Source organism: Litorerythrobacter xanthomarinus (genome assembly GCF_046254955.1).
Classification (GTDB): Bacteria; Pseudomonadota; Alphaproteobacteria; order Sphingomonadales; family Sphingomonadaceae; genus Qipengyuania_C.
In genome coordinates, this window is sequence record NZ_JBJXRG010000002.1 from 250,922 (window position 1) to 275,724 (window position 24,803).

At 60.1% G+C, this 24,803-nt stretch carries 24 protein-coding genes; 16 read left to right on the top strand and 8 right to left on the bottom strand.

Annotated features, from left to right (window positions below; translation table 11 throughout):
• Positions 1–8 precede the first annotated feature (8 nt).
• Positions 9–1,415, top strand: a complete 1,407-nt coding sequence (gene creD / locus ACEWMW_RS10505) for a cell envelope integrity protein CreD (RefSeq protein WP_409413884.1) — start codon at positions 9–11, stop codon at positions 1,413–1,415.
• An 80-nt stretch (positions 1,416–1,495) separates the two neighbouring features.
• On the opposite strand, the gene ypfJ is transcribed toward creD, so the two are convergent.
• Positions 1,496–2,359 carry a KPN_02809 family neutral zinc metallopeptidase gene (gene ypfJ, locus ACEWMW_RS10510; protein WP_409413885.1) on the bottom strand — a complete coding sequence of 288 codons (864 nt, stop codon included), beginning with the start codon at positions 2,357–2,359 and terminating at the stop codon, positions 1,496–1,498.
• A 106-nt stretch (positions 2,360–2,465) separates the two neighbouring features.
• On the opposite strand from ypfJ, the gene ACEWMW_RS10515 reads away from it, so the two are divergent.
• From ACEWMW_RS10515 to ACEWMW_RS10530, 4 genes are all read left to right on the top strand, one after another.
• Positions 2,466–3,221, top strand: a complete 756-nt coding sequence (locus tag ACEWMW_RS10515; protein ID WP_409413886.1) for a 3-hydroxybutyrate dehydrogenase — start codon at positions 2,466–2,468, stop codon at positions 3,219–3,221.
• A gap of 119 nt (positions 3,222–3,340) precedes the next feature.
• Positions 3,341–4,114, top strand: coding sequence for an SDR family NAD(P)-dependent oxidoreductase (locus tag ACEWMW_RS10520; RefSeq protein ID WP_409413887.1), 774 nt, complete (start codon positions 3,341–3,343; stop codon positions 4,112–4,114).
• Positions 4,115–4,173: 59 nt separating this feature from the next.
• Positions 4,174–4,572, top strand: coding sequence for an MAPEG family protein (locus tag ACEWMW_RS10525; protein WP_409413888.1), 399 nt, complete (start codon positions 4,174–4,176; stop codon positions 4,570–4,572).
• A gap of 174 nt (positions 4,573–4,746) precedes the next feature.
• Complete coding sequence (locus ACEWMW_RS10530; RefSeq protein WP_409413889.1) at positions 4,747–5,331, top strand: J domain-containing protein; 585 nt, start codon at positions 4,747–4,749, stop codon at positions 5,329–5,331.
• On the opposite strand, the gene ACEWMW_RS10535 is transcribed toward ACEWMW_RS10530, so the two are convergent.
• Positions 5,328–6,143 carry an NTP transferase domain-containing protein gene (locus ACEWMW_RS10535; protein WP_409413890.1) on the bottom strand — a complete coding sequence of 272 codons (816 nt, stop codon included), beginning with the start codon at positions 6,141–6,143 and terminating at the stop codon, positions 5,328–5,330. The two genes, ACEWMW_RS10530 and ACEWMW_RS10535, sit on opposite strands and share 4 nt — an antisense overlap.
• A 13-nt stretch (positions 6,144–6,156) precedes the next feature.
• The gene (locus ACEWMW_RS10540; protein WP_409413891.1) at positions 6,157–7,557 is read right to left on the bottom strand and encodes an MmgE/PrpD family protein; all 1,401 of its coding nucleotides are present in this window, start codon (positions 7,555–7,557) and stop codon (positions 6,157–6,159) included.
• A gap of 154 nt (positions 7,558–7,711) precedes the next feature.
• On the opposite strand from ACEWMW_RS10540, the gene guaB reads away from it, so the two are divergent.
• Genes guaB through ACEWMW_RS10560 form a run of 4 tightly spaced genes read left to right on the top strand, consistent with a single transcriptional unit; the run spans position 7,712 to position 11,615 of the window.
• Positions 7,712–9,166 carry an IMP dehydrogenase gene (guaB, locus tag ACEWMW_RS10545; protein WP_409414450.1) on the top strand — a complete coding sequence of 485 codons (1,455 nt, stop codon included), beginning with the start codon at positions 7,712–7,714 and terminating at the stop codon, positions 9,164–9,166.
• A gap of 3 nt (positions 9,167–9,169) precedes the next feature.
• Positions 9,170–10,351 carry an RsmB/NOP family class I SAM-dependent RNA methyltransferase gene (locus tag ACEWMW_RS10550; RefSeq protein WP_409413892.1) on the top strand — a complete coding sequence of 394 codons (1,182 nt, stop codon included), beginning with the start codon at positions 9,170–9,172 and terminating at the stop codon, positions 10,349–10,351.
• A 12-nt stretch (positions 10,352–10,363) separates the two neighbouring features.
• Positions 10,364–10,915: a tetratricopeptide repeat protein gene (locus ACEWMW_RS10555; protein ID WP_409413893.1), complete on the top strand. Its 552-nt coding sequence runs from the start codon at positions 10,364–10,366 to the stop codon at positions 10,913–10,915.
• Between the two features lie 22 nt (positions 10,916–10,937).
• Positions 10,938–11,615 (top strand): glutathione S-transferase family protein, encoded by a 678-nt coding sequence (locus ACEWMW_RS10560; RefSeq protein WP_409413894.1) that lies wholly within the window; start codon positions 10,938–10,940, stop codon positions 11,613–11,615.
• Between the two features lie 5 nt (positions 11,616–11,620).
• Here the strand turns inward: ACEWMW_RS10560 and ACEWMW_RS10565 are convergent, their stop codons facing one another.
• Both ACEWMW_RS10565 and ACEWMW_RS10570 read right to left on the bottom strand, forming a co-directional pair.
• Positions 11,621–12,109 (bottom strand): RNA pyrophosphohydrolase, encoded by a 489-nt coding sequence (locus ACEWMW_RS10565; protein ID WP_409413895.1) that lies wholly within the window; start codon positions 12,107–12,109, stop codon positions 11,621–11,623.
• Positions 12,106–13,059 carry an alpha/beta hydrolase gene (locus ACEWMW_RS10570; protein WP_409413896.1) on the bottom strand — a complete coding sequence of 318 codons (954 nt, stop codon included), beginning with the start codon at positions 13,057–13,059 and terminating at the stop codon, positions 12,106–12,108. The genes ACEWMW_RS10565 and ACEWMW_RS10570 overlap by 4 nt, the downstream gene beginning before the upstream one ends.
• Positions 13,060–13,255: 196 nt before the next feature.
• Here ACEWMW_RS10570 and ACEWMW_RS10575 point away from each other — a divergent pair, with 196 nt between their 5' ends.
• The 5 genes from ACEWMW_RS10575 to ACEWMW_RS10595 all read left to right on the top strand — a co-directional run bounded on the left by ACEWMW_RS10575 (position 13,256) and on the right by ACEWMW_RS10595 (position 20,074).
• Positions 13,256–15,208: a 2-oxoacid:acceptor oxidoreductase subunit alpha gene (locus ACEWMW_RS10575; RefSeq protein WP_409413897.1), complete on the top strand. Its 1,953-nt coding sequence runs from the start codon at positions 13,256–13,258 to the stop codon at positions 15,206–15,208.
• Position 15,209: 1 nt separating this feature from the next.
• Positions 15,210–16,259 (top strand): 2-oxoacid:ferredoxin oxidoreductase subunit beta, encoded by a 1,050-nt coding sequence (locus ACEWMW_RS10580; protein WP_409413898.1) that lies wholly within the window; start codon positions 15,210–15,212, stop codon positions 16,257–16,259.
• Positions 16,260–16,448: 189 nt separating this feature from the next.
• The gene (locus ACEWMW_RS10585) at positions 16,449–17,390 is read left to right on the top strand and encodes a metal-dependent hydrolase (protein WP_409413899.1); all 942 of its coding nucleotides are present in this window, start codon (positions 16,449–16,451) and stop codon (positions 17,388–17,390) included.
• Between the two features lie 24 nt (positions 17,391–17,414).
• Positions 17,415–18,803: a cryptochrome/photolyase family protein gene (locus tag ACEWMW_RS10590; RefSeq protein ID WP_409413900.1), complete on the top strand. Its 1,389-nt coding sequence runs from the start codon at positions 17,415–17,417 to the stop codon at positions 18,801–18,803.
• A 38-nt stretch (positions 18,804–18,841) separates the two neighbouring features.
• On the top strand, positions 18,842–20,074 hold the full coding sequence (locus ACEWMW_RS10595; RefSeq protein ID WP_409414451.1) for a class I SAM-dependent methyltransferase: 1,233 nt from the start codon (positions 18,842–18,844) through the stop codon (positions 20,072–20,074).
• Between the two features lie 6 nt (positions 20,075–20,080).
• Here the strand turns inward: ACEWMW_RS10595 and ACEWMW_RS10600 are convergent, their stop codons facing one another.
• The 3 genes from ACEWMW_RS10600 to purF all read right to left on the bottom strand — a co-directional run bounded on the left by ACEWMW_RS10600 (position 20,081) and on the right by purF (position 22,729).
• Positions 20,081–20,422 carry a PilZ domain-containing protein gene (locus tag ACEWMW_RS10600; protein ID WP_409413901.1) on the bottom strand — a complete coding sequence of 114 codons (342 nt, stop codon included), beginning with the start codon at positions 20,420–20,422 and terminating at the stop codon, positions 20,081–20,083.
• Between the two features lie 112 nt (positions 20,423–20,534).
• Positions 20,535–21,257, bottom strand: coding sequence for an SDR family NAD(P)-dependent oxidoreductase (locus ACEWMW_RS10605; protein WP_409413902.1), 723 nt, complete (start codon positions 21,255–21,257; stop codon positions 20,535–20,537).
• Positions 21,257–22,729, bottom strand: a complete 1,473-nt coding sequence (purF, locus tag ACEWMW_RS10610; protein WP_409413903.1) for an amidophosphoribosyltransferase — start codon at positions 22,727–22,729, stop codon at positions 21,257–21,259. The genes ACEWMW_RS10605 and purF overlap by 1 nt, the downstream gene beginning before the upstream one ends.
• Before the next feature lie 135 nt (positions 22,730–22,864).
• Here purF and ACEWMW_RS10615 point away from each other — a divergent pair, with 135 nt between their 5' ends.
• Entirely contained in the window at positions 22,865–24,106 is a 1,242-nt protein-coding gene (locus ACEWMW_RS10615) for a lipoprotein-releasing ABC transporter permease subunit (protein WP_409414452.1), read from the top strand.
• Positions 24,099–24,773 (top strand): ABC transporter ATP-binding protein, encoded by a 675-nt coding sequence (locus ACEWMW_RS10620; RefSeq protein ID WP_409413904.1) that lies wholly within the window; start codon positions 24,099–24,101, stop codon positions 24,771–24,773. Before ACEWMW_RS10615 ends, ACEWMW_RS10620 begins: the two co-directional genes overlap by 8 nt.
• Positions 24,774–24,803: the final 30 nt, after the last annotated feature.

Here is a 24,803-nt window from a genome sequence, read left to right on the forward strand (position 1 = left end):
AGCGAGAGATGGCCGTTGAACGAACCCCGGGAATAAAGCTTTTGTTTGTGGCGCTGATCGGTGCAGCGCTCGTGATCCCGCTCCTGATGGTCTATGGCCTCGTCTCTGACCGCCAGCACCAGTCGCGCATTGCCCAGCAATCAATCACCGCAGGCTGGGGCGGCGAGCAAGTGATCTCCGGGCCAGTTCTCGTCATACCGTACATTGAAGAGCGTATTCAGAACGAAGTGGTGGACGGCAAGACCACCACGCGCACGATCAGGGCCCGCGAACAGCTTTACCTCTCTCCTGAACAGCAAAAAGTCGCGACAACGATCGATCCCGATCTCAAACAGCGATCAATCTACAGCGCCGTTATCTACACTGCGCAGCTAAGCGGCGAGGCCCGGTTCTCGCTGACCGACGACCTCTCGCGCCTAGGAATTGAACGTGAGGACTTGCGCCTCGATGAAGTCGAACTGCGCTTCGGCTCTTCCGATCCGAGGGGTCTGCAATCTGACGCGGAGGTCACACTCAACGGAGAGGCGCTCGTGCTCAAGCCTGGCAACGGTGTAGCTGCAAGCGGTGGCTCGGGCTTTCATGCACCGCTCGAATGGAATGGTTCCGACCCGCTGTTAATCGACTGGTCGTATAGCCTGCGCGGTAGCCATGGGCTCAGCCTTGTTCCGCGCGGTGGCAATACTGATTGGCAAGTCCGCTCGACCTGGCCGCATCCCAGCTTTGTCGGCAGCTTCCTGCCTGATGAGGAAGGCAAGGAAATTTCCGCTGACGGCTTCGTCGCCAATTGGTCGGTTTCAAACCTCGCTCTTGGGCAGGCCATGGCGATGACTTCTGATCCCGGCCCGCCGATGATCACTGATGGGGCGGTGGAATATGCGCAGGCAGCGGTAATAGAGCGCGCCGGCGCCTCGGGTGGCCCAAGTATGGCTGCTACCATCCGCTTGGTGGAGCCGGTTGATCTTTACAGCCGGGTCGATCGCGCGGTGAAGTACGGCTTTCTATTCATCGGCTTCACTTTCCTCGCCTTTTTCATGTTCGATGTTGTTGGCGGAGCGCGGGTCGCTGCGGCGGAGTACCTGCTCACCGGTGCCGGGCTGACGCTGTTCTTCGTGCTGCTGCTCGCATTTGCTGAGGTGATCGGCTTTGCCCTGGCGTATGTCGTGGCCAGTGCCGCGATCATCGGACTGCTGACCGCCTATAGCGCGGCGGTCCTGGGCAGCTGGATGCGGGCGAGGGTAATCGGAGCGTTGCTGGTCGGCCTCTACGCTCTGCTCTATGTGCTGCTAAACCTCGAGGCATGGTCCTTGCTGATCGGATCGGTGCTGCTCTTTGTGGCCCTCGCCGGGGTGATGTACGCCACCCGCAAGATCGATTGGTCGAGTGTTGGGCGTAAAGCCGAAGAGGCCGAAACTTAGAGCTCAGCTGACCAAACCAAAAGAAGGCCCGGGGCGCTCCGCAAAGCATCCCGGGCCTTTCTTTCGCCTAGGGCCTAAGCTCAGCGAAATTCCATATAGCGATCGCACACGCTGTCATTTGACGAGTTCATGCCCAGCCGCAGTGCTTCCATCCGCTGCCTGCTGGTGCCATGCGTGAAGCTCTCGGGATTGACCCGCTGACCGGCCTGCCGCTGGAGCGTATCGTCACCGATGGCGCTGGCGGCTCTTAGGCCCTCTTCCATGTCACCCGGCTCGATCAGGTTGCGGTTCTTGCCCGCCCAGACCCCGGCATAGCAATCGGCCTGCAGCTCCATGCGGACCTGCAGCTCGTTGGCATTACGGCGGTTCTGTTGCTGCGCGCTACGGATCTGTCCGGCGACACCGGTGAGGTGCTGGATATGGTGGCCATATTCATGCGCCATCACATAGTAGCGGGCGAAATCGCCGCCTGCGCCCATGCGGCGCTCCATAGTGTTGTAGAAACTCGTGTCGAGATAAATACCCTGATCGGCGGGGCAATAGAACGGCCCCATGGCGGAGCTGGCTGCACCGCAACCCGAGTTAACGCTGCCGCTGTAAAGCGTGAGCAGGGGCTGCTCGAAGCGGATGCCCGCGGCGCGGAATTCCGGCTCCCATGTCTCGTTGAGCGATGCCAGCGCATTGCACGCCTCGAGAGCGTACGGCCCGCTTTCGCACACTTCCGTCGGATCGGAGCTTTGGGTGACCTGATTGCCGCCGGTCGCGTCTTGCACGCTTTCGACCACGCCGATGGTCTGCATCGGATCGGCACCAAAGAGGAAATAGGCAATGGCTGCAATCACGATCGTGCCGCAACCGATCCCGCCACCGCGGCCTCCGGGAAAGCCGCCACCGCCGCCTCCGCGGACACGTATGTTACCCGGGTTAAATCGCTTGAGTTTCATGGCTTTCCTATCTCCCGCCGCATCAGGGACGCGTTAGCACTGGACTTCGGCGACGACTCGCGCTCAAGACCGATGTCACACAATAGCCAACATTCAGGAGAACGGAATGTTCCTTTCCGGCAAACGCGCACTTGTTACGGGATCCACATCGGGGATCGGTTTGGCGATTGCCAGGGCTCTGCGCGCAGAGGGCGCAGAGGTGATCCTGAACGGGTTTGGCGACGAAGGCGAGATCGCTGCATTGTGCGACGAGCTGGGCGCCACCCATTCGGGTGCCAACCTGCTTGAGGTCGGCGAGATCGAAGCGATGATGGCCGAAGCAGGGGCGCTCGATATCCTCGTCAATAATGCGGGGATGCAGCATGTCTCGCCGGTCGAGGAATTTCCGACCGACAAATGGGAACAGGTCATCGGTCTCAATCTGACCGCCACCTTCCATACCACGCGGCTCGCTGTTTCCGCGATGAAGGATAAGGGGTGGGGCCGGTTGATCAACACCGCCAGTGCCCATTCGCTTACCGCATCGCCGTTCAAGAGCGCTTACAATGCCTCGAAACATGGCGTGGCAGGCTTCACCAAGACTGTCGCACTCGAGCTGGCGCAGACCGGCGTAACTGCCAATTGCATCAGCCCGGGCTATGTCTGGACGCCGCTGATTGAGGGCCAGATCCCCGATACGATGAAAGCGCGCGGGTTGACCCGTGACGAAGTGATCAACGATGTGCTGCTGGCCAAGCAGCCGACTAAGAAATTCGTCCAGCCCGAAGAGATCGGCGCGCTCGCCGTTTTCCTCTGCCGCGAGGAAGCGGGGAATGTCACCGGCGCAAACTGGTCGATCGACGGGGGCTGGACGGCCGAGTAGCTCACAATCGGGCCACATTTCGGTGCCGATGCCAACTGGTCCTAGTGGATCAGCCAGTTCCGATTAGGACATGCCCAGTCCAGTGATGTGCTTCAGGGCAAATCAGCGGGACACTCCCCATGGGAATATTGGACAAATTTCGGCTCGACGGCGAGGTCGCTGTCGTTACCGGCGCGGGCAAGGGTATCGGCAGGGCGATCGCGATTGGTCTCGCCGAAGCGGGGGCCAGCGTGGTGGTCTCTTCGCGCACGCAATCGGATCTCGATGCCGTTGCGGCAGATATCCATGCAAATGGCGGAGAGGCGCTGGCATTTGCGGCTGATGCCACAAGCAATGACGAGCTGGAAAAACTGGCCGAAGCGGCTGTCGCGACTTTCGGTAAGCTCACCATTTGGGTCAATAACGCTGGCGGTATCCCCGACGGCACTCCGCGCTACTTGACGCGGACGGCCGAAGAGAATTTCGACGCACAAATCGCGCTCAATCTCAAAGCCGTGTGGATGGGCGCAAAGGTCGCCGCAGCGAAGATGGCGGATGCGGGCGGGGCGATCATCAACATATCCTCGCGTTCAGCCTATGGTCCGCAGGTCAAGAACGGACCTTACGGAGCGGCCAAAGCAGCGGCCAATAGCCTCACCAGCACGCTGGCGGTCGAACTCGCTCCCGCGATCCGCGTCAATGCGATCGCACCTGGTCCCATCCCCACCGAAAATTTCGACGAATGTATGGGGACCGATACTGACGAGAAGCGCGAGAAGCTGCTGGGCATGATCGGTATTCCGATGGGACGCTACGGTGATCCTGAAGACATAGCTTCGGCGGTCGTGTTCATGGCTTCGCCCGCATCGAGCTGGGTCACAGGGCAATGTCTTTATGTGACTGGCGGGCGGTAAAGCTGGGGAGTTGCAACGGCTGCTAGGCGTCGAGGTTAACGAGAGGAAGTACAGACCTAATGGATCCTTATACCTACGTCGTGATCGTGAGTGCGCTGGCACTCCTCGCCTATTATTTCACGCTCCTGCAGGCCGGGCTCGCTCGCGGACGCTTCAAGATCGAAGCGCCTTCGCATAGCGGGCCGCCCGAGTATGAACGCTATGTGCGGGCGCATCATAATACGCTCGAACATCTTGTGCTCTTTTTACCCGGGCTGTGGCTGTTCTCTTATGCAGTGAGCCCGTTGTGGGCGGCAGGAATTGGCATCATTTGGCCACTAATGCGAGTGGGCTATGCGCTTGGCTATTATGCAGCGCCGAATAAGCGACTGCGCTGGATCTACCTCAGCATGCCGCCCATTTACGTTTTCGTCCTCGGCTCGCTCATCGCAGGCATAATCGAACTGCTCGGCGTCTGAACCGGCCACCAGGCCAAGCGCCCTTGTCGCGTTTGTCCTATCACCGCTTTCGCGCTGCCATCACAGGCGAGATGGATTCTCGAATTCGTCACTTTTCAATGCGATGGATTCGAGAAAGCTTTGTCGATAGGCCATAGTGCGGTTAGTTCGTCGGCATTCGGTGGAGGATTGGCGTTGGAACAAAGTAAGGTATCGGTCGATTATTACGACGTGCTTCAGGTCGATCCGGGCTGCGATGCGCGCATCCTGGAGTTGGCATACCATCACCTTGCGAAGATCTATCATCCCGATCATGTCGAAACCTCGGATGTCGACAAGTTCAATTCGGTAGTCGAGGCATACCGAGTTCTGCGCGACCCGGAAAAGCGCGCCGAGTATGACAAGGAAAACGGCATCGCCGCCAAGGAAACGCCAACACCCCGTTCTCCGATCGACCCCGAACTGCAAATTGACGACAAAACCGCGCTCGATGATGCCGAAGCGCACGAGACCATCCTGCTGCACCTCTACAAGCGCCGAAGGGAGCAACCTTCAGATCCGGGAATCCTCGGCTGGCTGCTTCAGGAAGCGCTCGGCTGCACCGACGAACAGTTTGAGTTCCACGCCTGGTACCTGAGGTCCAAAGGGTTCATCGAAGTAACCGAGCAGACGGCGCTAGCGATCACCATCGAAGGCGTCGATCACATCATCGCGACCGGCCGGCGAAACGAAGAGCGCAAACTGCTGACAAAACACGCCGAAGAAACTGACGAAGGCTAGGCGCCGCGGCGTTTTTTCAGGATCGCTTCGGTGCGCTCAAAATCGCCCGGATTGTCCACATCGATCGGCGCATCGGCGAAGGGCATACGCACCGCCTTCACATCGATCTTCCAGCGCTTGGAGAGATAGTTTGCCATACCGTCGAGAGTGGCGAGCTTGAACTTGTACATCAGCATGAAGGGCAGACCGAATGCCTTCATGATCCGGCTCGGTCGCTTTCCGAACTGACCGCCTGTTTCGAACACCTTGGCGGCATCAATAGCGCGCTGGGTCTTGGCGGCGTAGAGATTGCAACTCGACCAACCGCCATCCTTTAGCTCATGGAAGGCGCGCTTTCCGTCGGGATAAGCTTCGAGAATGGTTGAAGCCGGGGTCATGCCGACGCCAGCGTCCATCTCGCTATCGAGCACTGCCCGGCAGAAATATTCGAACATCTCTGATGTGTGCAGTGCATTGTCTCCAGTCGACACGACGAGCGGGTAGGGGTCCGGAATCGCTTCGGCGCCCGCCATGATGCTGGCAAACAGGTTTTCGCCTGCCGGAAGGAAATGCAGGCGGCCCGCATCCATCATTTCCGAAAGGTATGGGACCTGGCGCAGCAGGTCTTCGCTTTCGATCGAGACCCAGATATCGCCGGCGCTCTTGCTGCCCGAGATCTCGCGCACCACGCGCTGAAGCATGATTTCTCCGTCAATCTCGACGAGGCATTTGTGACTCACGCCCCGGAGCGCCGCGACCGCATCTTCTGGACCGGCCCGGCTCGCAGCGAGGACCAGGACTGTCGCTTTGTTTTCAGTCGCTTGAGATGCCATCGGCTCGCTCTCCCTATGCCTGCAGCGCGCCGGTGAGGTGGCGCAGGGGGCGCTCCGCGTCAAGGTTGCCCAGAACCTCCAGCAACGCCTCGCGCTGGGCAAATTGCGGCGCAGCATCAAGGCAGCCTTCAAGCTTAGCCCACAGCTGCGCATCGCTCATGGGAACAGCTTTGCTGCCTACCGGCATGGGGACCGACGTGCTGAGTGTCTGCCCGTTATTCAAAGTGACGTGTACCTCGGTCGGGAATTCGCTCTCGAGTAGTTCGACATATTCCTTGCGGATCTTCGGCATCTGTTCGCGCACTTCCGGTCGCTGGATACTCTCGGGCAGGTAGTCGCTCAAGGTGCTCGCACCAGTGACCAGCGCTCCCGCCATCGAATATTCGAGGCTGAACTTCGCTTCGGAGGGAGTCTGCGGGTTCTCATGCATCAGGTTGCGCAGGTGCGCCGCAGGCGCGCGAACCAGCACGTGATCCACGTCGTCAGGACCAAATCCGTGCGCTTCGCGTAGCTCGAGGAGCCCATCGAGCGAACGGTGCAGGCTCCCGCAGTTGGGGAAACGCTTCACCTTGAGCCCGTGTTCGAGGACGTGGAGCGGTTCGCCGATATTCTCGGTGCTGAAACGCATCGTTTGGCCGTGTTCAGCCTTGCCTTCCATCTCCCGAGCAAGGTCTTCAACATCCTGCCCAACCATCAGAGTGCGCATGCCTGTCTGCCCGTCTAGCGTGGCTTCGCCTGCGGTCAGCCCTGCGCGCGCAAACAGTGCAGCCTGCACTCCGCCTGCAGCAGCGAGGCCGGCGTGAAGCGGCTTTGTGTCGGATCCGAACTGGCTCATGAAGCCGCCGGCAAGGCTGGTCGAGATCGAGACTGCGATTGCCGCATGCGTTGCATCGAGACCGAGCATCCGCGCGCAGCCTGCAGCAGCGCCGATCGCACCGAGCGTTCCGGTTGCATGCCAGCCTCGGCTCCGGTGGAACGGGTTCACTGCCTGCCCGACCAATCCCATGATCTGTAGCCCGGTGATATACCCGTCGAGCACGTCACCGATGCTCGATTCCTCAAGATCGCCGATCGCCAGTAGTGCAGGGATCAGGACCGCGGATGCGTGCGCCTTGGCCGGGTCGAAATTGTCGTCAAAGTCCATTGCGTGAGCTGCGGTGCCATTGAACAGAGCTGCATTGGGGGGCGACAGCGTTTGTGGTTGCAATACCGCCACGCTTGGCCCGCTTCCCCACGTGGAGACCAGCGGCCACAGCTTCGCAGGAGCGCTGTCCGCCGCGCCCGGCACCATCACGGCAACCGTGTCGATCAGCGACCGGCGCGCAATATGGAGCGCTTCGGAAGGCCATTCGCGCGGACAATCGGCGAGCCACTGACCGTAGGCGGCCAACGGGGAGGAGGAGTCGCTGGTCATTTGCAGCGCTTTTCCGCGAAAACGGGGCGAAAAGGCAAGCGCTTCCTCGTTTCATCCCCATGCGCCGATAATATCGCGGTCACCCCCTAGCACCTGCGCCAAACCGCGTTTACATGGGCCGCCACGAATCGTTCCGCGCATGAAAGTGGCAACCATGGATATCCCGATCGGCCTTACCTTTGACGACGTGCTTCTCCGGCCTGGAGAAAGCGACATCCTGCCGTCGATGGCAGATACGTCGACACGGCTGACACGCGATATAGCGCTCAATATTCCCGTCATCTCTGCCGCCATGGATACGGTGACCGAAGCCGATATGGCGATTGTCATGGCGCAGCTCGGTGGGATCGGCGTGCTGCACCGCAATCTAGAGATCGAGGAACAGTGCGCGGCGGTCCGCGCGGTGAAACGTTTCGAAAGCGGTATGGTGGTAAATCCGATCACCATTTCCCCGGGCGCGACATTGGGCGAGGCGCAGGCGCTGATGACGCAGAACCGCATCAGCGGTATCCCGGTCACCGATGGCGATGGCAAGCTGGTGGGCATTCTCACCAATCGCGATGTGCGTTTCGCGGAGAATCCGAACCAGCCCGTGCGCGAGCTTATGACGACAGACAATCTTGCGACTGTGCCGCTCGGTACCGGACAGGAAGAGGCACGCCGCCTGCTGCACCAGCGCCGGATCGAAAAGCTGCTGGTAGTCGACGATGATGGCCACTGCGTCGGACTGATCACGGTCAAGGATATCGAGAAAGCAGTCAATTATCCCGATGCGACCAAGGACGCGAGTGGAAGGCTACGCGTTGCAGCGGCGACGACCGTGGGCGACAAGGGATTCGAGCGAACCGAAGCGCTGATTGATGCGGAAGTCGACGTTGTTATCATCGATACCGCGCATGGTCATAACAAGGACGTTGCGCGCGCAGTCGAGCGAGCCAAGAAGCTCTCGAATTCGGTCCAGATCGTGGCTGGCAATGTCGCGACTGCCGATGCAACTCGTGCGTTGATCGATGCAGGCGCGGACGCAGTCAAAGTGGGTATCGGACCTGGATCGATCTGCACTACCAGGGTGGTGGCTGGCGTTGGTGTGCCGCAGCTCACCGCGGTGATGGAAAGCGCCGAAGAAGCCGCAAAGTCGAGTGTACCGGTGATTGCGGATGGCGGCCTGCGCACTTCAGGCGACGCGGCCAAGGCGCTGGCAGCGGGCGCATCGACGGTGATGATCGGTTCGATGCTGGCAGGTACCGAAGAGGCGCCCGGGGAGACCTTCCTCTACCAGGGCCGTAGCTACAAGGCTTACCGGGGCATGGGCAGCGTGGGCGCGATGGCGCGCGGCAGCGCAGACCGCTATTTCCAGCAGGACGTTTCGGCGATGAAGCTGGTACCCGAAGGGATTGAGGGGCAGGTGCCCTACAAGGGCCACGCGGCCGACGTAGTTCACCAGCTTGTTGGCGGGATCAAGGCGGCGATGGGCTATACCGGCTCCGCCACGATCCCCGATCTCAAGCAGCGCGCGAGGTTCGTGCGCATCACCAATGCCGGATTGCAAGAAAGCCATGTCCACGATGTGGCCATCACCCGAGAGGCACCCAATTATCCGACGCGTTGAACCATGACGCCGGCGGCGCGGGTCCAGGCCGCCATCGAACTGCTTGATGAAATCATTGCTGCCGCTTCCGGCGGGGGTGCACCAGCGGATCGCCTTGTCGCAAACTACTTCAAGACGCGCCGCTATGCGGGTTCGAAAGACCGCCGCGCGGTGCGAGAGCTTGTTTTCGGCGCGATAAGAGCGTGCGGACCGATGCCCAAGAGTGGCCGGGCCGCGATGCTGAGTTTCGCCGAAACTGACAGCACGATCACACCGCTGTTCGATGGCTCGGGGCATGGGCCGGAATCACTCGGCCAGGGTGAAAAACCAGCCAAAGGAGGTATCGCGCCCGATTGGCTGGTCGAACGCCTGGCAGCCTCGGACATTTCGGGAGACGAAGCTGCCGCGCTGCTGGACCGTGCACCGCTCGATATTCGCGTGAATACGCTAAAGGCGGATCGCGCTTCGATTGAGTTACCGGACGTTGGCGAACTTCTCGCGGCACCCCAGGCAGTGCGCTTGCCCGCGGGCACGGCAGTCCAGAGTTGGTCGGCCTTCCGCGAGGGTCAGATCGAGATTCAGGATCATGGCAGCCAGATTGCCTGCCTGGCGGTCAATGCAAAGCCTGGCGATACAGTGATCGATCTGTGCGCCGGTGCGGGCGGCAAGACGCTTTCGCTCGCCGCAAGCATGGAAAACAGTGGCCGCTTGATTGCGTCCGATACCGACCGGGGCCGGCTGTCGCAGCTTGCGCCGCGAGCCGAAAGGGCCGGCGCAGGAGTTATTGAGGCGCGCCTGCTCGATCCGGGCAAGGAACTGGAAGCGCTTGACGATCTGACGGGCGCAGCGGATGCGGTACTCGTTGATGCGCCCTGCTCGGGCACGGGCACATGGCGCCGCAATCCGGAATCGCGTTGGCGCTTGACGCCCGTTCGCCTCGCCAGGCTCGTCGAAACGCAAGCCAATCTCCTGCGTTTAGCTGCGCAGCTGATGAAGCCCGGCGGCAGATTGGTCTATGTGACCTGTTCGCTGCTCGACGAGGAGGGAGCGGAGCAGGTTTCCGCCTTCCTTACCGAACATGGTCAATGGACTCGCAAGCAGCTCGATTTGCCGCTAGGTACCCACCGCGGCGAAGGTTACCGCCTCACGCCGCATCGGGACCAGACCGACGGATTTTTCATCGCCTGTCTCGAGAACTCGTGTTAGCCTTGCTTCACCATGGCAAGGTTCGGAACTGACCGGCTAGGAAGCCCCTTGGAGACGATCATGCGTTACGCCCCCGCTGCTGCTGCCCTTTCGCTGCTGCTAGCGGTGAGTGCGAGCGTGGGATCGGGTGCTGATCGGGCACCGGATCCAAGAGCCGTACTGCTGCTGAGCAAGGGCGATGCGGCGATGGCGGCGGACAATCCCCAGGCGGCGACCGATGCCTATGAAGCCGCCCTGGCGGTCGATCCTGCCTATACTCCAATCCTCTTGAAGCTGGCAGAGGCTGCTCGGGCTGAAGACCTGCAGGGCAAGGCAATACGATACTACCGCGAGGCTCTGGTGCGCGATCCGGATAATTTCGCCGCGATGTCAGGCGAGGGTGAGGCGCTGCTAGAAAAAGGTGCTGTCGAGAAGGCGCGCCGCAATCTCGCCAAGCTGCAATCGATGTGCGGTGAGCGCTGCAATGAGACACAGCGTCTGGCAGTAGCGCTCGAGCGCGGTCCGCAAGAGCGTGTGCTGACCGCAGAAGCGCTGTTGCCCGATCAGGTGGTTGTCCAGAACTGATTTTCAGGCCAAAGCGTGATCCATGATTACGCTTCATCATCTCGAATATTCGCAAAGCTTTCGTATCCTCTGGCTCCTTGAAGAGCTGGGCGCGGAGTACGAACTCAAACTGTACAATCGTGATCCCGAGACGCGATTGGCCCCTGATGAATACAAGGCGATCTCGCCGCTAGGCACCGCGCCGGTCATCACCGAAGGGGAGTTCACACTCGCCGAGAGCAACGCGATCATCGACTATATCCTCGATTCACATCACGAAAGTGACATGCGCCCGGGCCCGGGCCATCCGGATCGCGCGAGAAATCTGTTCTGGTTTCACGCCGCGCAGGGCTCGCTGATGTCGGTGCAGTTCATCGAGATAGCACTGACCTCAATCGAGATGAATGTGCCATTCTTCCTCAAGGGACTGTTCCGCAGCGTGTTCAACCGCGTGCGCAGCCTCCTGATCAAGCCGCGGCTCAAGCGCCTGTTCGACCTGATGGAGAAGGATCTGGGCCAAAAGCCATGGTTCGCCGGTGATGCTTTGGGTACGTCCGACATCACGCTCAGCTATCCGATGCTTGCCGCGCATAACCTGGGACTGTTCGAGGGAACCTATCCCAACATTGTTGCCTGGATTGAGCATATCCAGGCACGGCCGGCGTGGAAGGCTGCCCGCGAGAAGGATGGACGCGACAGCGTGATTTTCACGTTTGACTGATAGCGTCAGATCAGCTCGCGGAACGCTTCGTTGACCTTGCGGTAAACGCGCTTCTTGAACGGCACAATCAGGGCCTCGATCTCTTCGGGATCGACCCATCTGAACTCGCAAAATTCCGGCGGGTCGTGCGCCTCAAGGTCGATATCCGCATTGCTGCCGGTGAAGCGAGCGAGGAACCAGACTTGCTCCTGTCCGCGATACTTCCCGCCCCATAGCTTGCCGATCAGATCATCGGGCAAATCGTAGCGCACTTCCTCGTCCATCTGCTTGAGGATGGTGACGTGCCGTGTCTGCGCGCCCGTTTCCTCGGACAATTCGCGTAGCGCCGCCTGCTCGAGGTCTTCGCCATCATCGACACCGCCCTGCGGCATTTGCCAGAATTCTCCAGGCGCACCGGAATTTTCCTTATAGTCGATCCGCTTGCCGACGAAGACCTTACCTTCGGCGTTAACCAGCATGACCCCGACGCAGGGGCGGTAACCCAACTTGCTCATGCGGAGTGCCGCTCCAGCATCAATTTCATCGCTGCGAAAATCGATTCAGTGTCAGCCTGATAGCTTGGCACGGCTTGGCGTAGGTTGGTGAATGAATGCGTCGCACCTTTCATCTCCAAGAACACGAGATCGATTCCGAGGTTCGCGAGCGCTGCAGCGTAAATCCGGCCCGAATCTCGTATTGGATCAAGCGAGGCTGTCGCCAGCACCGTTGGCGGAGTTTTCGTCAGATCGCCCAGCATCGGAATGGCGCGTGAATCATTATAATCTGCCGCATTGTTCGCTGTGAAGAAGTCCATCGTACGGGCGGTAAGCAGGTATCCGTCCGCATTTTCCGCGAGGCTTGGAGTGTCCGTAGCATCCGCCGCCAATGGGAAAATCGGGACCTGAAGAACGACAGGTACCGGCGCAGGCGCCTTAGCCAGCTGTTGCGCGATAACAATCGAGGCATTGCCGCCCGCGCTGTCGCCGATTGTGACGATACCGGTTGCGGAGCGTCCAAGCTCTGCCGGGCTGCCCGCGATCCACCGTGTCGCCGCTTCGCAATCCTCGATCGCAGCAGGGAACGGATGCTCAGGCGCCAGCCGATAGTCGACCGCCACCACCGGAAGATCCATGTGATGCGCGATTTCGGTGCACAGATTTTGATGGGTATCGAGATCTCCGATCACGAAGCCGCCGCCGTGATAAAAGACGATCACCGGTCCAGGCTCGCGCTCTTCGCGCGTATCATACAGCCGCAGTGGGATATCGCCTCCCGGTCCCGGACACGACAGATCCTTGATCACCGCGAGTTCGCGAGCCGGTCGGTCTGCCATTGTGTGCAGCGCCAAATAGCCCGCGCGCGCCTCTTCCAGCGTCTGCTCGTCGATCGGTGGTGCTCCAGCTTGCGCGAGCAAGTCGAGCAATGCCTTCACGTCTTTGCGAATATATGGCGTGCTTTCGGTCATACTCACTCCCTGTACGTAGCGATTCACTACCTAATTCATCAGTTAGGCGTGCTGCGCGGCCATTTCCACTCGACATTTTGTCCAAGGAGGAGAAAATGTTGATTGCGGGGCAGGGGGACGCGACATACGTGCCTCTGTCGACTAGGAATGGTCTATTAAGACCGGCGCTATCAAAGGCGCGCGATAAGGAACGAATATGGCGACCACAGCCGCCGAACGGCCCGAGCAGGACGGGCTCCCCGATTCTCCGGAAGCAGTAGTAGTTCGTTTTGCCGGCGACTCCGGTGACGGGATGCAGCTGACGGGTGGTCAGTTCACCTTGTCGACCGCACTGGCGGGGAACGACCTCGCGACCTTCCCCGATTTCCCGGCAGAGATCCGCGCGCCGCAAGGCACGCTGTTCGGCGTTTCGGCCTTCCAGATCAACTTTGGCAGCCGCGAGATCAACACTGCGGGCGATGCGCCCGATGTGCTGGTGGCGATGAATCCGGCAGCGCTCAAAGTTAACATTGGTGCGCTCAAGCCGGGCGGATTGATCATTGCCGATACCGGCGCGTTCACGAAGCGTAACCTCGACAAGGCAGGCTACGACGAAAGCCCGCTGGAGAATGACAGTCTCTCCAAGTGGGAAGTGCTGGCGTTTGATATCTCCGAGAAGACCATTGAGGCGGTGAAGCCCTACGGCCTTGGTAACAAGGACGCACTCCGCTCGAAAAACATGTGGACGCTGGGATTGGCGCTGTGGATGTTCGACCGTCCGCGCGATCCGATCCACGATTGGCTCAAGGCCAAGTTCAAGTCCAAGCCCGACATTGCCGATGCCAATATCGCCGCGCTCGATGCGGGGCATGCCTATGGCGAGACCGCGGAGCTTTCCGGTCCGCTGCGCCAGGTCCATGTCGATCCGGTTCCTTCCAGCCCCGGCCTCTATCGCACGATTACGGGAGCCGAAGCGGTTTCGCTGGGCCTAGTCGCTGGCGGTCAGCTGGCCGAACTCCCGCTGTTCTTTGGCGGCTATCCGATCACGCCGGCTTCGGCGATCTTGCATCACCTAGCGCGGCTCAAGGAATACGGCGTCACCACCTTCCAGGCGGAAGACGAGATCGCTGCGATCTGCGCGGCCATCGGCGCGAGCTACGCCGGGCAGCTGGGCATAACCTCATCCTCCGGCCCCGGCATTGCGCTCAAGACCGAAGCGATGGGCCTCGCGATCATGACCGAGCTTCCGCTGGTGATCGTCAATTCGCAGCGCGGTGGCCCTTCAACTGGCCTTCCGACCAAAACCGAGCAGAGCGACCTCTACCAGGCGGTCTATGGCCGCAATGGCGATGCGCCGATCCCGGTCGTATCCGCATGCAGCCCAGGCGATGCATTCGAGTGCGCGATTGAGGCGTGCCGCATCGCCGTTCAGTATATGACCCCGGTCATTCTGCTCACCGATGGTTATATCGCCAACGCGGCTGAGCCGTGGCTGGTGCCGGATCCAGCAAGCTACGAGCCGTTTCCGGCCAAATTCCTCGAGGAAAAGAACGCCAAAAATTCCGAGGGGGGCGACGAACTGCTGCCGTACAAGCGCGATGCCAAGGGCGCGCGGCCCTGGATCAAGCCCGGCACGCCGGGCCTGATGCACCGGATCGGCGGGATCGAGAAGGCCGCCGATACTGGCCATATCGACTATTCGCCCGACAACCACCAGGCGATGACCGACGCGCGCAAGGATAAGGTGCTCAGCGTCGATGTGCCCGATCAGGAAGTCTGCCTTGGCGAGACTTCGGGCAAGCTCGCCGTTGTCGGTTGGGGCTCTACCTTCGGGCCGATCCACCGCGCGGTCGACAACTGCCGTCGCAAGGGGATCGACGTCAGCCATATCCATGTGCGTCATATCTGGCCGCTGCCGCGCAACCTTGGGGAGCTGCTGCGCAGCTATGACCAGATCCTCGTGCCTGAGATGAACACGGGCCAGTTCAAAACCGTGCTGCGCGACCAGTATCTGGTCGATGCACAGCCGCTGACCAAGACCAGCGGACAGCCCTTCGCGATCGCCGAACTGGAAGAGGCTATCGGTAAGTTCTTTGACGAGATTCCCGGCAATGAAGGCGGCCAGGTGCCGGTCAATGACGACCAGCTACCGAGCCCGGAGGCGGATTGAAATGAACGCACCTGTTAAGATCGAAACGACGCTCAAGGATTGGGAAACCGATCAGGAAGTTCGCTGGTGCCCTGGCTGCGGGGATTACGCCATCCTCAAGGCGGTGCAGCGCACTCTGCCGCAATTGGGCGCGGATCCTGCCAACACCGTCTTCATTTCGGGCATCGGCTGCTCAAGCCGGTTTCCCTATTACATGGAGACCTACGGCTTCCACACGATCCATGGCCGCGCACCGGCGATTGCGACGGGCGTGAAGCTCGCCAATCCCGATCTCGATATATGGCTGGTGACGGGCGACGGCGACGGGCTCTCCATCGGCGGCAACCACCTGATGCATGTCCTTCGCCGCAATGTGAACATGCAGATCATGCTGTTCAACAACGAGATTTACGGCCTTACCAAAGGTCAGGCCTCACCCACCAGCCGCGAAGGCACCAAGTCACCCTCAACCCCGATCGGGAGCTACGATCATCCCGCACGTCCGGCCGCATTCGCGCTGGGCAGCGGTGCGCGCTTCATCGGGCGCGGTTTCGATGTATCGAAGAACCTGCCCGATGTGCTCAAGGCGGCGCATGCCCACAAGGGCGCGGCCTTCATTGAGATCTTCCAGAATTGCATCGTCTATAACAAGGACGTGTTTGATGATTTCGCCGCTCCCAAGGGTGCGGAAGATCGCCAGCTGTGGCTGGAAGACGGCAAGCCGATGCTGTTCGCCAAGGATAGCAAGGGAATTGCGCTCAACCGCGAGAAGCTGTGCCTCGAAGTTGTCGACGTTGCTGCTGATGGTGATGGAAATCCCGATTGGGAAGGCGCGGGCGTGATCGTCCATGATGTCACCAATCGTTCGGTCGCGCATATGCTGATCGAAATGCCATTTGGACCGTTCCCGATGGCGCTGGGCGTGCTCTATGACGATCCGCGCCCGACATTCGAGAATGCGGTTGCGCTGGAGCGCGAGAAGGCGACCAGCGGCAAGCAGCCGAACCTGGCCAATCTGCTCGGATCGGGACAGACATGGACGGTGGATCCGAACGAAGGGCATCCGGCCTGAGCTGCAACTTTCCTACCTGGGCAAATCGCGGCTATCGTGACTTGATGGCAATTCTCGCAAATTCGAGCAAGGATCTGATTTTCTTGCCTGAACGTGATCGTGATTTCGCCCCTTGGACAGTGCTCCATGTGCTCCATCGCGTAGGATTTCTGCCCTTAAGTAGCGAAGCGATAGGGCAGACCAAAACTCATGGATAACCTAACGCACAGCCTCGTGGGCGCACTGCTCGGGCAGGCGGGGCTTAAGAAGAAGACCGGGCTGGCGATGCCGGCGCTCATAATCGGTGCGAACCTGCCCGATGTCGATGCGGCGTGCTTCTTCTGGCTCGATGGAACCGAGCACCTCGGTTTCCGGCGCGGGATCACCCATGGCCCGCCCGCGATGGTGTTGCTGCCGTTAGTGCTGGCGGGGCTGCTGTGGGGCTGGGACCGCTGGCAAACTTCACGAGGGAAGCGACCCGAGGGCAGGCTGCCAGTCAGCTTCAAATGGCTGTTCCTGCTCAGCTTCATCGGCTGCCTGACGCACCCAGCGCTCGACTGGCTCAACGTCTATGGCATCCGCTTACTGGAGCCATTCACGTCGCAATGGTTCTACGGCGACACGCTGTTCATCATCGATGTATGGCTATGGGCGCTGATGGGCTTCGCGACCTGGTTATCGCTGCGGCGGGAGAAGCGCGGTGGTGATTGGATCAAACCGGCGCGTATCGCGATTGCGGTGAGCTTGGCGTACATCGGGATGAACGCGGTAATTACCTCGCGCGAAGAGGCTAGGTTGACTTCCAGTCCAACAGGCACCGAGACGGTGATCGCCAGCCCGCTCCCATTCAATCCGTTTGCTCGTGAAATGATAAGCGGTGGGAACGGCCTTTACACGCTTGATAGTGACCGGACGCTACCAGGAGTGCCGCTCGACCGATGCGATCTCGCTTCGGCTCGGGAGGGCGATCCTGGAGTCGATGCCTTCCTTTTCTGGTCGCGGACACCGTTTATAGAACCGCGCGAAGATGGCTCATACTGGCTTCGGGACGCCCGTTTTGCAGATCCGCAGGTCGGAGATCGGTTTGCTGTTGAACTGAAGCCGGGTTGTGATCTGGCGTCGAACTCAGGCTCTGAACTTCCGGAACCCTGACGCATCTCTGGTGGTTAGGTCTTTATGAGCTCTCCCCAAATCGTGTGGCTACGGCGCGACCTGCGCATGGCGGACAACCCGGCGCTTTATGCTGCGGCGAGCCAAGGCCCTGTGATTGCGGTCTACATTCTCGACGACGAGACGGCAGGCGATCGTGCCTATGGCGGGGCTTCGCGCTGGTGGTTGCATCATTCCCTGAATAGTCTCTCCCGCAGCTTCGCCAAGCGCAACGCGAAGATCATCCTTCGTCGCGGCGATGCAATCGAGGAGTTGGTCAAGATCGCGGAGGAGACCGGTGCCGAAACTATCCATGCCAACCGCCATTACGAGCCGTGGTGGCGCAAGGCACAAGGTCAGCTGGCCGATAAACTCGACCTCCAGCTTTACGACGGGAACTACCTGCTTCCGCCCGGCTATGTGACCACCGGATCGGGCACGCCGTACAAGATATACACACCGTTCTCGAAGGCGACGCTGGAGCAGCTTCCGCCGCGCGATGAACTGCCCGAGCCCGAAACGCTCTCGTCGCCCGATAAGTGGCCCGCCAGCGACAATCTGGAGGATTGGAACTTGCTCCCGACAAGCCCGAACTGGGCGACGAGCATTGCCGACTTCTGGGATGTTGGCGAGGATGCAGCGCACGAGCGGCTTGAGTGGTGGGCGGATGAAGTCGGTGACTACGATGACGGGCGTAACCTGCCTTCCCAAGATATCACTTCGCAGATGTCGCCGCACCTCCATTGGGGCGAGATATCGCCGGTCCAGATCTACCATCGCTTCAAGGACAAACGGTCAAACGGTTGGCAGACCTACCTCAAGGAACTGATCTGGCGCGACTATGCACAGAATGTCATCTGCCAGTTCCCCGCCTATCCCAAGGAAAGCTACCGTGATTACGACGAGCGCACCCTGTGGCGAAATCCCAATGCGGGTCACCTGATCGAGGAAGATTTGCGTGCGTGGCAGCGCGGCCAGACCGGCTACCCGATCGTTGATGCCGGGATGCGGCAGTTGTGGCAGACGGGATGGATGCATAACCGCGTGCGGATGATCGCGGCGAGCTTCCTCGTGAAGCACCTGCTGATCGACTGGCGCCACGGCGAACGCTGGTTTTGGGACTGCCTGGTTGATGCTGATTACGGCAATAACGGCGTCAACTGGCAGTGGATCAGCGGCACGGGCGTCGACTCGAACATGTTCAGCCGAATCATGGCGCCACTGAGCCAGTCCGAGAAGTTCGACGCTGCGGCCTATGTCCGCGAGTATGTGCCCGAACTGGCGGATCTTTCCGACAAGGTAATCCACGATCCCGAAGCGCATGACTGCCTGCCGGAAGGTTATCCCGCCAAGATCATCGGTCACCGCGAAGCGCGCGAGCGGGCACTCGAAGCCTATCGGCAGAGCAAAGGCTAGGCTTGTCCAGCATTGTCCGGCTCGGCATAGTTCTAACCATGAAGGCAGAAGGCATCAGGGGCGAGCGATTGCTTGCGGGCGCGCAGCGCTTCGAGCGCCGTCCGGGACCCTTTGCGCGGCTGCTGGCGCCCGGATTTCACAAGGTGCTCGACCGGATCGACGCGGGTCTCGCAACAGGGTCACTCACCGGGATCCTGCCCGATGGTACGACGCGGATGCTGGGAGGCCGCAATCCGGGCTTCGACTGTTTGGTGCATCTGCACGACTGGCGGGCCTTAATGCGCCTTGCCACAAATGGCTCGATCGGTTGGTATCAGGCGTGGGAAGCGGGCGAATGGTCAAGCCCTGATCCGGTGCCGCTGTTCGCGCTATTCATGGCCAATGGCGAGACGCTTGGCCCTACGGCGCGCGCCAAGGGCTTCTGGCGCATCGGGGCCAAGATCGCGCACTGGCTCAATCGTAACACGCAAGAGGGGTCGCGGCGCAATATCCAGGCGCATTACGACCTTGGCAACGATTTCTACCGCGCTTGGCTAGATCCGAGCATGACGTATTCCAGTGCCATCTTCCGAGATTCGAGTGATCTGGAAGCGGCCCAGCTTGCCAAATGGCGAGCCTTGTCAGATCGCATTGGCAACCCGGAAAGTGTTCTGGAAATCGGCTGCGGGTGGGGCGGCCTATCGGGATTTCTGGCGGATAATGGCGCGGCGGTCACGGCCATCAGCCTTTCGGACGAACAGCTGGCCTGGGCGCGCGAACACCACCCGGACGTCAACTTTCTCAACCAGGACTACCGCGACACGAATGGGGAATTCGATGCCATCGTCAGCGTGGAGATGGTCGAGGCGCTAGGGCGCGAATACTGGCCTACCTATATGGATTGTATCGCGCGCAATCTGAAGTCGGGCGGCAAGGCGGCGATCCAATACATTTCCATCCGTGACGAACTGTTCGATGCTTATGCGGCGAGTGCCGATTTCATCCAGGCCTATGTCTTTCCGGGCGGGTTACTAATCCGCACCAGCGAATTCCGTCAGCTGGCGGAAGAGCGCGGACTCAAGTGGTCAGATCAGGCGGATTTCGGGCAAGACTATGCCGAGACCTTGCAGCTGTGGCGCAAAAACTTCGACCATGCGGTTACAGAGGGCATTTTGCCTGAGGGCTTCGACGAGCGCTTCCAACGCTTGTGGCGCTATTACCTGATGTATTGTGAAGGCGGGTTCCGCGGCGGCGGGATCGATGTCCACCAGGTGACGCTGGTCGCGACCTAGCGGCGACTACCTGTAAGCGCCTTCACCCGCATAGCGAGCGAGAATGTTCTCGTGAACGACCGGGCTGAGCAGTTCGGAGAATGCACAACCGACCTGGCAGTTGTCCCACCATACAACCTGCGCCTGGAGCGATTCGAGACCGGGAAGGGTGAGCCAGCAAACCTGGCCTTCATGCATGCGCGAGATGGCCGAGGCCGAGAAACCCGAGATGGAAAGGTCATGGACCACGGTCTGGAATGCGCGCCCACCCGATGCACGCAGCTGGCCTGGTATGGTCAGCTTGGTGCGCGGTGCGCAGCGATCTTCTTGAGCGGCGACGTCATAGCGATCCTGGGATTCGAAAGTCACGGAGCCATTCCCCTGCAAGTGTTGCTCGTGTGGAACAGGCTTTAGACCGCCTTCTCCGACACGCTTACGCACGAATGACGGCAATTGGTGACGGGAGTATCGCCAAACAGGGTTAATCGTGATTAACGACTCGCTCGCGGTGGCGAGTCTCAAAGTCTTCGGTCATCAAGCCGACGAGCCGTGACGCCACAACTTCGGGAGATTTGACAGTCGCGGGGTCCTCGCCGGGATAGGCCTTGGCGCGCATGTCGGTTCGCGTTGCACCGGGATCGACGATTGCGACGCGGATCTCGGATATCCGTTCGACTTCCTCGGCATAGCTGTCGAGCAGGTTCTCGAACGCGGCCTTGGTCGAGCCGTAAGCAGACCAATAGGGCCGGGGTGAAGCGCCAACGCTGCTGGTGAGGCCGATCACGCGTCCGGCCTTCGAGCGCTTGAGCATGGGATCGAACGCCGCCAGCAAAGCCTGCGGCGCGATATAATTCGTCGCGATCGCCTGGCTGAACTGCTTGGCATCAATTTGCGTAACCGGTGTCAAAGTTGGCAAGTAAGCCGCTGAGAGAACGAGGATATCGAGTGCATCCCAACGGCCACGCACGGCGCTGGACAGGCGCGTTATGCCCTCGGGCTCTGACATGTCCAAAGGGGCGATGGTCGAGTTGCCACCAATTGCATGGATATCATCTTCAACCGCTTCGAGCGCTTTGACGTCGCGCCCCGTCAAAATCACATGCGCGCCCGCTGCGGCGAGCGCCTTGGCTGTTGCGGCACCAATTCCCTTGCTTGAGCCGGTGACGAGCGCAAGCCGTCCTTCGAAAGGCAAATTCTCCGGCATCAAGCCACCTTGTGGACGGGGAAAGAGAGCTGCGCCGCGTCGTCCTCTTGCCGATTCAGATCGGTCAACGAGGTTGGGTAATCACCGGTGAAGCAGGCATCACAGAACTGAGGGCAACTGGAATCGCGTGTTTCGCTACCGACAGCGCGGTAGAGGCCGTCGATCGAAACGAAGGCGAGGCTGTCCGCCTTGATAAATTCCCGCATCGGTTCGACGTCCATACGCGCGGCAAGCAGCTTCGAACGCTCGGGCGTATCGACACCGTAATAGCAGCTATGCGCCGTGGGTGGGCTGGCCACGCGGAAATGAACTTCGCTTGCGCCGGCATCGCGCATCATTTCGACGATCTTCATCGAGGTAGTGCCGCGGACAATGGAGTCGTCGATCAGTACGATGCGTTTGCCTTCGACCAAACCGCGATTGGCATTATGCTTGCGGCGAACGCCCGAGTGGCGTGCGCTGTCTGATGGCTGGATGAATGTCCGGCCGACATAGTGCGAGCGGATGATGCCCAATTCGAAAGGCACGCCCGATTGCTGGGCATAGCCGATGGCAGCGGGTACGCCGCTATCGGGCACGGGCACGACGAGATCGACGTCGACCGGCGCTTCCTTTGCCAGTTCCTCGCCGATCGCCTTGCGCGCCGCGTAGACCGATCGTCCGTCGAATATCGAATCCGGACGGCTGAAGTAGACGTGCTCGAAAATGCAGGGCCGGGATTTATGTTTGCCGAAGGGATGGATCGATTCGATCTCGCCATTGAAGCCGACGCGGACCAATTCGCCCGGCTCGACCTGGCGCACGAATTCGGCCCCAACGACATCGAAGGCAACACTTTCGCTGGCGAATACGGTCGCATCGCCGATGCGGCCCATCACCAGAGGACGGATACCAAGGGGATCGCGGCAAGCGATCATACCTTGCGGTGTCATCACGATCAGCGAGTACGCACCTTCAACGAGGCGCAGGGCATCGACCAGCTGGTCTATGATGGTCGGATAGCGGCTTGTCGCAACGAGGTGGATGATGACCTCGGTATCCGAAGTCGATTGGAAGATGGCACCGCGCCCAACCAATTCCGCTCGCAAACTCGCTGCATTCGAAATGTTACCATTGTGTGCGACCGCAAATCCGCCAGCGGCCAAATCGGCGAATAGCGGCTGCACATTGCGTAGCCCTGCGCCGCCGGTGGTTGAATAACGAACATGGCCCGCAGCCATATGCCCTGGAAGCTCGGCAATTGCCTCGCTTGACGAGAAGTTTTCAGCAACATGGCCAAGACCGCGCAGAGAAAAGAACTCCTCGCCGTCAAAACTGGTAATCCCGGCGGCTTCCTGTCCGCGATGCTGCAAGGCATGAAGCCCCAGTGCAGTCAGGGTCGAGGCATCCGTGGCGTTAATAGCACCAAACACGCCGCATTCTTCATGGAGCTTATCGCCGTCATCGTCACGGAAGGGGTGCGTGAGGTTCATCGCTAGGTGGCCCGGTGCTGCGCGCTGTCCGCTGGCTCAATGGCGATGTTGCGATTGGATTACAAGGGGACAGAACCGCTTCAGCCACGCTTTTCGCGTTGCACGCGATTGCCTGCCTCCTTAAAGCCGATGGCAATGATCCTCTCCCCCTTCGAATGGACCATCGCAAAGCGTTACCTCCTTCCCGGCCGGGGGGAGGCGTTCATTGCCCTGGTTGCCGGAATCTCGGTCGGCGTTGTCATGCTTTCTGTGGCCATGCTGGTGATCGTGATGAGCGTGATGAACGGCTTTCGCGCCGAATTGCTCGACAAGATCACAGGGCTGAATGGCCATGCGATTGTGCAGGCCTATGGCGGCAGGCTGGATGACTGGGAAAACGTTCTCAACGATGTACGCGATACGCCAGGCGTGACGAGCGCATCGCCGTTGATCGAGCAACCGTTGCTGACCAGCTTCAACGGCCGCGTCGAGGCGGTATTGGTGCGAGGCAACATCCAGCCCGACATCGATGCGCTCGAAGATAAGGTCATCTTCGGCAATCTTGATGAATTGCGGGCCGGAGCGAGCAATGTCGCGATTGGCGTGCGGCTTGCCGAGAACATCGGCGCGCGGGTTGGCGATACCATTACGATCATCAATCCGCAGGGGCGCTCGACGCCGTTTGGCACGGTGCCGCGTCAGATTGGGTACCGGGTGGCTGCCATCTTCGAGGTCGGAATCTACGATTACGACCAGGCGTTCGTGGTAATGCCGTTGCAAGACGCGCAAACTTTGCTGCTGATCGGCGATACCGTCGGCATGATCGAGGTGACTGTGGAGGATCCCGACAATGTGGGCGAGATTCTCGAACCCGTTGCTGACAAGCTGACGGGCAGGGCAGTTGTTGCCGATTGGAAGACCATCAACGCATCACTGTTCGAAGCTTTGCAGGTAGAGCGGGTGGCGATGTTTTTTGCCTTGTCATTCATGGTTTTGGTCGCCGCATTTAATATTCTGTCTTCGCTCGTAATGCTGGTCCGTGCCAAGACCCGTGACATTGCAATCATGCGAACGATGGGGGCGACGCGCAAAAGTCTTCTCAAGATATTCGTCACGACCGGGTTTACCGTGGGTGCAATCGGCACGGTCGCTGGGCTGCTCCTCGGGTTCATCGTGCTCTTCTTCCGCCAGCAGATCGTGCGCTTTATCGAGATCGTGACGGGCCAGAACCTGTGGGACCCGTCGATCCGCTTCCTTACCACGTTGCCTTCGCGAACCGATCCGGTCGAAGTGGCGGCGATTGCAACGCTGGCATTGGTGATGAGCTTCCTCGCCACGCTATATCCCGCTTACAAGGCCTCGAGCACCGATCCGGTGCAGGTGCTGCGCTATGAGTAGCCCGATTGTCGAACTCCGCGGCGTTACACGCAGCTTCGAGCAGGGAGGGGTTCGGATCGATGTCCTGCGTGGCGTCGATCTCAAAATCCAGCCCGGCGAGATCGTTGGCCTATTGGGACCATCCGGTTCGGGAAAATCGACGCTATTGCAGGCCGTCGGTCTGCTCGAAGGCGGTTTTGGCGGCCATATCGCCATTGCGGGCCAGAGTGCCGAGGCGTTGTCGGCATCCGAGCGGACCGAACTCAGGCGCAACCATCTCGGTTTTGTCTACCAGTTCCATCACCTCCTGCCCGACTTCAATGCCAAGGAAAATGTTGTCCTTCCTCAGCTGGTTGCGGAGAAGCCGCGCGGCGAATGTGAAGCGCGGGCCGAAGAGTTACTTACAGCTCTGGGGCTCGGCGAGCGCATGACACACAGGCCCAGCCAGCTTTCCGGCGGAGAGCAGCAACGTGTTGCCGTCGCGCGTGCTCTAGCGAACAGGCCTGAGCTCGTCTTGGCCGATGAACCTACCGGAAACCTTGATGAGGTTACCTCTGACAAGGTTTTTGCTGAGTTCCTATCACTCGTGCGCGGTGAAGGCAGCGCGGCACTGGTGGCCACGCATAACGAGCGGTTGGCCTCCAAGATGGACCGCGTGGTCAGGCTCCATGAGGGCCACCTCGAATAGGGTAGCTGGTCGAATTGCATCGGTAGTCTG